This window comes from Devosia sp. (genome assembly GCF_028290645.1).
Classification (GTDB): Bacteria; Pseudomonadota; Alphaproteobacteria; order Rhizobiales; family Devosiaceae; genus Devosia_A.
On record NZ_JAQGJL010000399.1, the window covers coordinates 1 to 8488 of the forward strand.

Here is an 8488-nt window from a genome sequence, read left to right on the forward strand (position 1 = left end):
AGGAAACACTGGATGCCCTTGGCCGCGCGAAGTCGGTCGGCTACCGGCAGCCGGGAGTGTAGCGGAGGCAGTGCCGAGCGGATCGAGAGTCTGCGGCTCCTCGGGGCGGTTGTCTCTTTCGCGCGAACAGAGTTGGGGCCATGCTAGGGCGGATAGTCCACTGGAGGCACGCCCATGGTTACGCGCGGGTTTTTCGGTCGTGGCAGGCAGGATGAACTGGGCGACCGGTTGCCGCCGGGACAATCGCTCACGGAAGGCTTTCCGGTGCTGACGGCGGGGCCGACGCCGCCTGTCGATGTCGCGAAGTGGTCGTTCACCCTGAAGATCGGGCCGCGACCGGTGAAGCAATGGAACTGGGACGAGTTCAACGCGCTGCCGCAAACGAGGTGGGTCCGCGATATTCATTGCGTGACCGCGTGGTCGAAACTCAACACGCAATGGAGCGGGGTGCTGTTTGACGACATCCTCGCCGAGGCGGGGATCGAGGCACCGACGCCATATGTGCTGGCGCATTCGGTCGACGGCTATTCCACCAATGTACCGGTCGCGGACCTCGCGGTCGGCAAGGCGATGGTGGCGCTTACTTATGCCGGGGGCCCCATCCCGCCCGATCATGGCGGGCCGGTGCGGTTACTGGTGCCGCACCTCTATTTCTGGAAGTCGGCCAAGTGGTTGAACGGCCTGCAGTTCACCCAGCGCGACGAACCCGGCTTTTGGGAATTGCGCGGCTATCACATCCACGGCGACCCGTGGAAGGAGCAGCGCTACACCGATGACTGAACCTGTGACGATTCCTGCCCGCCCGTGGCAGACCGCGACCATCACGGAAATTACGGTGCGGACGTCGCGGGTGAAATCGTTCCGGATGAAGCCGGAACAGCCGTTCATGTTCACGGCCGGGCAGCACGCCGAGGTGCGGTTGACGGCGCCCGATGGCTACCGGGCGCAGCGCAGCTACTCGATCAGCTCGCCACCCGAACAGATGGAGAGCTTCGAGCTGACCATCGAGCGGCTCGATGATGGCGAGGTCTCTCCCTATTTTCACGACGTGGCGATGGTCGGCGACGCGGTGGAGGTGCGCGGCCCGCTTGGTGGCTATTTCATCTGGTCGGTCGCGGCGGGCGGGCCGCTGCTGCTGGTCGGGGGCGGTTCGGGCGTCGCGCCGCTGGTCTCGATGGTGCGGCACCGGATGCTGAGCCGGGCGCTGTGGGTGCCGATCGTGCTGCTGTTCTCGGCACGGATGTGGGACGAGGTGATCTTCCGCGAGGAGCTGTTCGACTATGCGGCGATGAACAACGGCTTCCAGCTGGTGCTGGCGATCACCCGCGAGGGGGCGCGGCGGGAGGGCGACTATTCACGGCGGATCGATGGACCCATCATGTCGAACGCGCTGGCGATGCTGCCCGGGCCGCCTTCACAGGTGTTCGTGTGTGGCGCCAATGCGTTCTGCGACACCGCGGCAACGGGGGCGATGATGGCCGGGGTGCCGGCGGGGATGATCAGGACCGAGCGGTACGGCGTCTAGAGCTCTTCGGTGAGCCTCAGCCGGTCCAGCAGGCCGCGATCCTCGGGCTCCACCATGCCGACGAAGAACCTGAGCACCGTGCGCTTGCCCTCGGGGGGGAGCGCGGCGATAGCGGATTCGATGCGGCTGGTCTGTGTGGCGGACAGGGTTTCGAACAGGCCGCGGCCCTTGTCGGTGGCGTAGAGCAGCCGCTGGCGGCGGTCGGATTCGCCGGTCTTTTGTTCGATATAGCCGTTGTCGACGAGCTGGCGGAGGACCCGGGCAAGGCTCTGCTTGGTGATCTTGAGGATATCGAGCAGGTCGGCGACGGGCATGCCGGGCTTCAGATTGACGAAATACAGTACCCGGTGATGGGCGCGGCCGAAGCCCTGGCGCTCGAGCAGCGCATCAGCATCGCCGACGAAGTCCCGATAGGCAAAGAAGAACAGGCCCATGACATCGAGCGGCATGTCGGGGTCGTAGGGACCTGCCAAATTTATGTCAGCCTTGTTGACACTTATTTTGCCCGGTGCCATCATCACCCCATCGAAAATGCAACCCTTTGCCTTATCCCAAAGCCATTCCGGTTTGCCAATAGCAAGCCGGTGGGGCAGGATCACAGGCAAATAACACGGCGGCCTTCGAGGACCGCAATTTCTGGGAGATGAGCGATGGCAGGCTTGCCGATGGACCAGCGCGAAGGCTGGATCTGGTTCGATGGTCAAATGGTCCCGTGGCAGGACGCGAAGATCCACGTGCTGACTCACGGGCTGCATTATGCGAGCTGCGTGTTCGAGGGGCAGCGGGCCTATGGCGGCGAGGTGTTCAAGCTGACGCAGCATAGCCAGCGCCTGATCGACAGCGGCAAGACGCTCGATTTCACCATTCCCTACTCGGTCGAGGAGATCAACGAGGCGTGCCGGCAGGTGCTGGCCAAGAACAACCTCGTCGACGCCTACATGCGCCCGGTGGCGTGGCGCGGCTCCGAGGAGCTTGCAGTTGCCGGCCGCAACAACAAGGTTCACCTCGCGATCGCGGCCTGGGTCTGGCCGAGCTATTTCTCAGTCGAGGAAAAGCTCAAGGGCATACGGCTCGAGTGGAGCAAGTGGAAGCGCCCGAGCCCGGAGACCATCCCGTCATCGGCCAAGGCCGCCGGCCTATACATGATCTGCACGCTGTCCAAGGACGCGGCGGTGGCCAACGGCTATGCCGATGCGCTGATGCTCGACTATCGCGGCTATGTCGCCGAGGCGACGGGCGCCAACGTGTTCTTCGTCAAGGGCGACGAAATCCACACGCCGACGCCGGATTGCTTCCTCAACGGCATCACCCGGCAGACGGTGATCGGGCTGGCGAAAGAGAACGGCTACAAGGTCATCGAGCGGCACATCCTGCCCGACGAGCTCGGCAACTACGACGAGTGCTTCCTCACCGGCACGGCCGCCGAACTGACCCCGGTGTCGGAAGTCGGCCAGTACAGGTTCAAGCCGGGCAAGGCCTGCACCACCTTGATCAACGCCTACACGGAAGCCGTGACGCCGAAGAAGGTCGCCGCGGAGTAGGCTTCGGCTACACGGAGATTTGGAGGCCCGCTGCCGGCGCAGCGGGCTTTTTCATTGCTTCCACCGGTCGCGGGCCGTGTCGTCCTCGGGTTTCGCCTCGACCCAGCGGTCGCCGTCGGGCGTGTCCTCCTTCTTCCAGAACGGGGCGTCGGTCTTCAGGTAGTCCATCAGGAACTGGGCGCCTTTGAAGGCGGCTTCGCGGTGCGGGGCGAGGGCCATGACCTGGACGATGGGCTCGCCTACTGCGAGGCGGCCGTAGCGGTGGATGACGCTCGCCTTTATGAGGCCGAAGCGAGTGACGGCTTCGGCGATGGCCTTGCTGATCTGAGCCTCGGCGAGCTCGGGATAACTCTCGAGCGTGAGGGCGCTCACCGGGTCGCCGGGGCGGGAGCGGACGAGGCCGGTGAAGGTGACCGCGGCGCCGGCGCCGGCTGAGGATTTCAGGAAAGCGTTGGTCTCGGCGCCGGGGTCGAAGGACGCCTCCTGCAGGCGGACGGACATCTCAGCCGCCGGTCATCGGGGGGAAGAGGGCGATGACCCTGGCGTTGGCGATGAGCGCGGTATGCGGGACGATCTCGGTGTCGAGCGCGGCCTTGATCAGGTTGGGCTTTTGCATCGCCAGATCAGCGGCTTCGTCGCGGCCTCTCAGCCATTGAATCAGGTCGGCCACGGTCAGCACTTCGGGCGGCGGGGAGATGTCCTCCTCGCCGCGATTGAGGCGCTCGCGGAGCCAGGCGAAGTAGCGGACTTTCATATCTCGGGACCCGAAAGGTGCGGCCAGGTGGAGCGAAGATACTCCCAGCCGGTCCACACGGTAAGCCCGCCGGCCAGCCAGAGGAATACGTGGCTGATGAAGCCGAGGCCGAGCAGCATGGGGGCGGCCATGATCAGCGCCAGCGCGACGAGCTGCGCCGTGGTCTTCCACTTGGAGAGGAAGGTGACCGGCACCTCGATGGCGCGGTTGCCGAGGTATTCGCGGAGGCCGGAGACGAAGATCTCGCGCAGCATGATGGCGATGGCGGGAATGAGGTCCCAGCCGTTGAGATCGCGGGTCCAAGCGAAGGTGATGAGCAGCGCGCCGACGAGCAGCTTGTCGGCGATGGGATCGAGCATCTTGCCAAGCGCGGAATTGAGATTCATCCGGCGGGCGAGGAAGCCGTCGAGCCAGTCGGTGATGGCGGCGGCGATGTAGAGGAGCAGCGCCAGCCAGCGCAGCCAGTCCCAGCCGACGACGAGGAACAGGCAGATCACCGGAATCGCGAGGATGCGCGCGATGGTCAGCTGGTTGGGAAGCGACATCAGTTGGGGCGGGATTTGCATGGGCGGAGAAGACGCTATCGGCGTGGCGGGGTCAAGGCGCGGTGGGGGATGAGGGTTGCGGGAAGGTTGAGGGGGCGTGTCGACCACCGAGTTGGCGCCTATCGCCTTCTCCCCTTGTGGGAGAAGGTGATCGCTGGTGGGCTTGTGTATCAGGCGACGAGCTGGCCGGTGGTGCGGCGGCGTGCTTCGACCGCTGCGGCTAGCTTCTCCAGCGCCACGACGGTGGTGTCCCAGTCGATGCAGCCGTCGGTGATGGACTGGCCGTAGACCAGAGGCTTGCCGCGGACCAGATCCTGGCGGCCGGCGACGAGGTTGGATTCGGCCATGATGCCGACGATGCGCTTGTCGCCCGCGGCGACCTGGGCGCCGATGTCGGCGAGGACGAGGGGCTGGTTCTCCGGGTTCTTGGATGAATTGGCGTGGCTGGCGTCGATCATCACGGCGGGCCGGATGCCGGACTTTTCGGCTTCGAGGCAGGCGGCGTTTACGCTTTCGGCGCCGAAGTTCGGGACTTTGCCGCCGCGCAGGATGATGTGGCAGTCGTCATTGCCGGTGGTGGCGGCGATGGCGGAGCGGCCGGATTTGGTGACGGCGAGGAAATGGTGCGGCTGGCTGGCGGATTTCACCGCGTCGAGCGCGATGCGGACGTTGCCGTCGGTGCCGTTCTTGAATCCGACCGGGCAGCTCAGCCCCGAAGCGAGCTCGCGGTGCACCTGGCTCTCGGTGGTGCGCGCGCCGATGGCGCCCCATGAGACGAGGTCGGCGAAGTATTGCGGGGTGGTCATGTCGAGGAATTCGCAGCCGGCGGGAAGGCCGAGGTTGTTGATCTCGAGCAGCACCGAGCGGGCGAGGCGCAGGCCGTTGTCGATGTCGAAGCTGCCGTCGAGGTTGGGATCATTGATGAGGCCCTTCCAGCCGACGGTGGTGCGGGGCTTTTCGAAATAGACGCGCATGACGATCTCGAGGCTGCCGGCGAGGCGCTCTCGGACCGTGGCGAGGCGGCGGGCATACTCGAACGCGGCCTTCGGATCGTGGATGGAGCAGGGGCCGACCACGACGGCGAGGCGATCGTCAGTGCCGTGGAGGATGTTGTGGAGCGCGTGGCGGGCGCTGAGCACGGTGCGGGTGGCCGCGTCGGTGCGGGGGAACTCGCGGATCACCTCCTCAGGGGATCGGAGTTCGCGAATCTCCGTGATGCGCAGGTCGTCGGTGGATTTCAGCATTTGTCGTCGGCTCCTCGGTTTGGGCACCGGCGACAAAAAAGCCGCCAGGTGATCTGGCGGCGTTTCGGGAAATCTTCGTTTGGTTCTTTAGATCAAACGCACCCCTTCGGCTGCCAGCGGCTTCCGGTGGTAAAATACCAATAAGAATAGGCGGCGCGAAGGTTCATGGGCGGATTTGTAGCCGAGGCCGAAGGGCTTGTCACGGGGGAGCGATCAGCATTTCGTCTAGCCCGGTTCGCCATCCTTGTCGGTGGCAGTCTTGATGGCGGCGAAGACTCGCAGGGTGGCTTCGAAATCGGACTGGTCGAGGCCGGCGAAGACCTGGCTGCGGAGCGCCATGACGTCCTCGCTGACCTCGGCGACGACCTCGCGGCCGCGGGCGGTGAGGGATACGGCGTTGGCGCGGCGGTCGCTGGGATCAGGCTCGCGGGTGACGAGACCAGAGGCCTGGAGTTCATCGATGAGACGGACCAGTGAAGCGCCCTCGATGCCGATGGCGTCGGCGAGAGCGTTCTGGCGCACGTTGTCGCCCAGCCGATCGATCCAGATCAGAGGCGCGGAGGCGGCTTCGGAGACGCCGTGCCTCGCCGCCGCCGAGCGCGCCATCTTGCGCCACAGGCGCCCGGCCAGCAGCAGGTCGCGCGTCAGGTCGCGTAGCAGCAGTGCGCGATCATCCGTGGCCATCAAAATCGTATCCTGTTCTTCATCGTGTCGGCGGCGCGACTAGGTGCAGGAACAAACACAATTGGGTGGTGCTGAGCAACAGCGGGGCTGCGCATTCCCACCGGGAGGATACTTCGGCCGGACGGTTGACGCCATGACGAGTGCGGGTTGGCTACAGGCCGCCGCTCGCCGCGTGTCGCGCATCAGGTATGCGGGGACCGCTGGTTGCCATTAGTTAGTATCCTAACTATACGGTGCCAAGGCTCCGGCGATGGCTCATGCGCGACTGGGGCAAGGGCTCCAAGGACACGCTGACGATGACTTCCCAACCGACCAGCCACAAATGGATGGTTCTGAGTAACACCACGCTGGGCATGCTGGCGGCGACGATCAATGCCTCGATCGTGCTGATCAGCTTGCCGGCGATCTTCCGCGGCATAGGACTGAGACCGCTCGACCCCGGAAACACCAACGTCCTGCTCTGGACGATCATGGGCTATATGGTGGTCACCTCGGTGCTGGTGGTGACGTTCGGCAAGCTCGGCGACATGTTCGGCAGGGCCAAGGTCTACAATCTCGGCTTCCTGGTGTTCACCCTGGCTTCGATCGCGCTGAGCTTCATGCCGACCGGCGATGGCGCGGCATACTACCTCGTCGGGTTGCGGATCGTGCAGGGCATCGGCGGCGCAATGCTGACCTCGACCGCCACGGCGATTCTCATCGACGTGTTTCCAGCAAAGCAACGCGGGCTGGCGCTCGGCATCAACACCATGGCAGCGATCGCCGGGCAGTTCATCGGCCTGATCCTGGGCGGGCTGCTGGCGGATATCGACTGGCGCTGGATCTTCTGGATCAACGTGCCGATCGGCCTCGTCGGAACGACCTGGGCCTATGTCAGCATGAAGGACTACGTGCCCAAGCGGCATTCGAAGATCGACTGGTGGGGCAATGTCACCTTCGCGGTCGGGCTCGTCCTGCTGCTGATCGGGGTCAATGACGGGATCCAGCCATACCACAACGACCTGATGGCGTGGGGCAGCCCGCAGGTGCTGGCGGAACTGGGCCTCGGGCTGGTGTTCCTGGCGTTCTTCCTGTTCATCGAGACCAGGGCCAGGCCGCCGATGATCGACCTGAAGCTGTTCGCTATCCAGCCATTCTTTGCGGGCATCTCGGCCAATCTGCTCACTTCGGTGGCGCGGGGCGGGCTGCAGTTCATGCTGATCATCTGGCTGCAGGGCATCTGGCTGCCGCTGCACGGCTACAGCTTCGAATCGACGCCACTGTGGGCCGGCATCTTCATGATCCCGCTGACGCTGGGCGTGCTGATTGCGGGACCGGTGGCCGGGGTGCTGGCCGATCGGTTCGGACAACGGGCGTTCGCCAGCTTCGGCATGCTGCTGGGCGCCTCGACGTTCCTGATGCTGATGCTGCTGAATGCTGATTTCGATTATCCGATCTTTGCGACGCTGCTGTTTCTGAACGGGGTGGCGTCTGGGCTGTTTTCGGCCCCGAATGCGACGCAGACGATGAACGGGGTGCCCGCTTCGGAGCGCGGACAGGCGGCGGGGATCCGGGCGACGGCGATGAATGCGGGGCAGGTGCTGTCGATCGGCATCTTCTTCACGCTGATGATCGTGGGCCTTTCGCTGAGTCTGCCGCAGAGCATGGAGAGCAATCTTATCGCGCAGGGGCTGAGCGGGGATATCTCGGCGCATGTGGCGTCCGAACCCCCGGTGGCGAGCCTGTTTGCGGCGTTTCTCGGCTACAACCCGATGGGCGAGCTGATTCCCGCGGAGGCGCTGCATGCGCTCACCGCAGAGCAGCAGACGGTGATCACGGGCAAGGAGTTCTTCCCGCATTTGCTGGCTGGACCGTTCATGGTGGGGATCAAGATCGCGTTCACCATTTCCCTGCTGCTCTACGTCCTGGCGGCCCTGGCATCGTGGCTGGGCGGGTCAGTGAGCGGGAAGGTGGCTGAACCGGCCAAGGGTTAGCCACACGGGCGCCGCTGGTTTGCCGCAGAGCTGAACGGGTTCTGAACGGAGATGAATGGCCCGGGGGCGCACCTCCCGGGATTCTGAACGGAAACTTAATGGTGGTTAACTTGGCGTGCGCCGGGCGCATGGCTTGGATGCGCAATAGACGACTGGTTGGGTCGGGTTGGTGGTCCTACATAGAGGTCACCAGACAGAAGGGAAAACCAAATGAACATCCGC

10 protein-coding genes are annotated in these 8488 nt (G+C 64.6%); 4 read left to right on the forward strand and 6 right to left on the reverse strand.

Annotated features, from left to right (window positions below):
- Window positions 1-174: 174 nt before the first annotated feature.
- Entirely contained in the window at window positions 175-780 is a 606-nt protein-coding gene (locus tag JWQ89_RS21115; protein ID WP_299644399.1) for a sulfite oxidase-like oxidoreductase, read from the forward strand.
- Window positions 773-1525: an FAD-binding oxidoreductase gene (locus tag JWQ89_RS21120; protein ID WP_299644401.1), complete on the forward strand. Its 753-nt coding sequence runs from the start codon at window positions 773-775 to the stop codon at window positions 1523-1525. The genes JWQ89_RS21115 and JWQ89_RS21120 overlap by 8 nt, the downstream gene beginning before the upstream one ends.
- Here the strand turns inward: JWQ89_RS21120 and JWQ89_RS21125 are convergent.
- A complete protein-coding gene (locus tag JWQ89_RS21125) occupies window positions 1522-1974 on the reverse strand; it encodes a MarR family transcriptional regulator (protein ID WP_299644403.1) in 453 nt (150 codons plus the stop codon). The two genes, JWQ89_RS21120 and JWQ89_RS21125, sit on opposite strands and share 4 nt — an antisense overlap.
- A 201-nt stretch (window positions 1975-2175) precedes the next feature.
- On the opposite strand from JWQ89_RS21125, the gene JWQ89_RS21130 reads away from it, so the two are divergent.
- Window positions 2176-3066, forward strand: a complete 891-nt coding sequence (locus tag JWQ89_RS21130) for a branched-chain amino acid aminotransferase (protein ID WP_299644405.1) — start codon at window positions 2176-2178, stop codon at window positions 3064-3066.
- Between the two features lie 51 nt (window positions 3067-3117).
- Here the strand turns inward: JWQ89_RS21130 and JWQ89_RS21135 are convergent, their stop codons facing one another.
- The 5 genes from JWQ89_RS21135 to JWQ89_RS21155 all read right to left on the reverse strand — a co-directional run bounded on the left by JWQ89_RS21135 (window position 3118) and on the right by JWQ89_RS21155 (window position 6293).
- Window positions 3118-3567 carry a molybdenum cofactor biosynthesis protein MoaE gene (locus JWQ89_RS21135; RefSeq protein ID WP_299644407.1) on the reverse strand — a complete coding sequence of 150 codons (450 nt, stop codon included), beginning with the start codon at window positions 3565-3567 and terminating at the stop codon, window positions 3118-3120.
- Between the two features lies 1 nt (window position 3568).
- A complete protein-coding gene (locus JWQ89_RS21140) occupies window positions 3569-3820 on the reverse strand; it encodes a MoaD/ThiS family protein (RefSeq protein WP_299644409.1) in 252 nt (83 codons plus the stop codon).
- Window positions 3817-4386 (reverse strand): CDP-diacylglycerol--glycerol-3-phosphate 3-phosphatidyltransferase, encoded by a 570-nt coding sequence (gene pgsA / locus JWQ89_RS21145; RefSeq protein WP_299644412.1) that lies wholly within the window; start codon window positions 4384-4386, stop codon window positions 3817-3819. Before pgsA ends, JWQ89_RS21140 begins: the two co-directional genes overlap by 4 nt.
- Before the next feature lie 149 nt (window positions 4387-4535).
- On the reverse strand, window positions 4536-5609 hold the full coding sequence (locus JWQ89_RS21150; RefSeq protein ID WP_299644413.1) for a 3-deoxy-7-phosphoheptulonate synthase: 1074 nt from the start codon (window positions 5607-5609) through the stop codon (window positions 4536-4538).
- A gap of 225 nt (window positions 5610-5834) precedes the next feature.
- On the reverse strand, window positions 5835-6293 hold the full coding sequence (locus JWQ89_RS21155) for a MarR family winged helix-turn-helix transcriptional regulator (RefSeq protein WP_299644416.1): 459 nt from the start codon (window positions 6291-6293) through the stop codon (window positions 5835-5837).
- 257 nt (window positions 6294-6550) lie between these two features.
- Between JWQ89_RS21155 and JWQ89_RS21160 the strand changes: the two genes are divergently transcribed.
- Window positions 6551-8266 (forward strand): MFS transporter, encoded by a 1716-nt coding sequence (locus tag JWQ89_RS21160; RefSeq protein WP_299644418.1) that lies wholly within the window; start codon window positions 6551-6553, stop codon window positions 8264-8266.
- Window positions 8267-8488 lie beyond the last annotated feature (222 nt).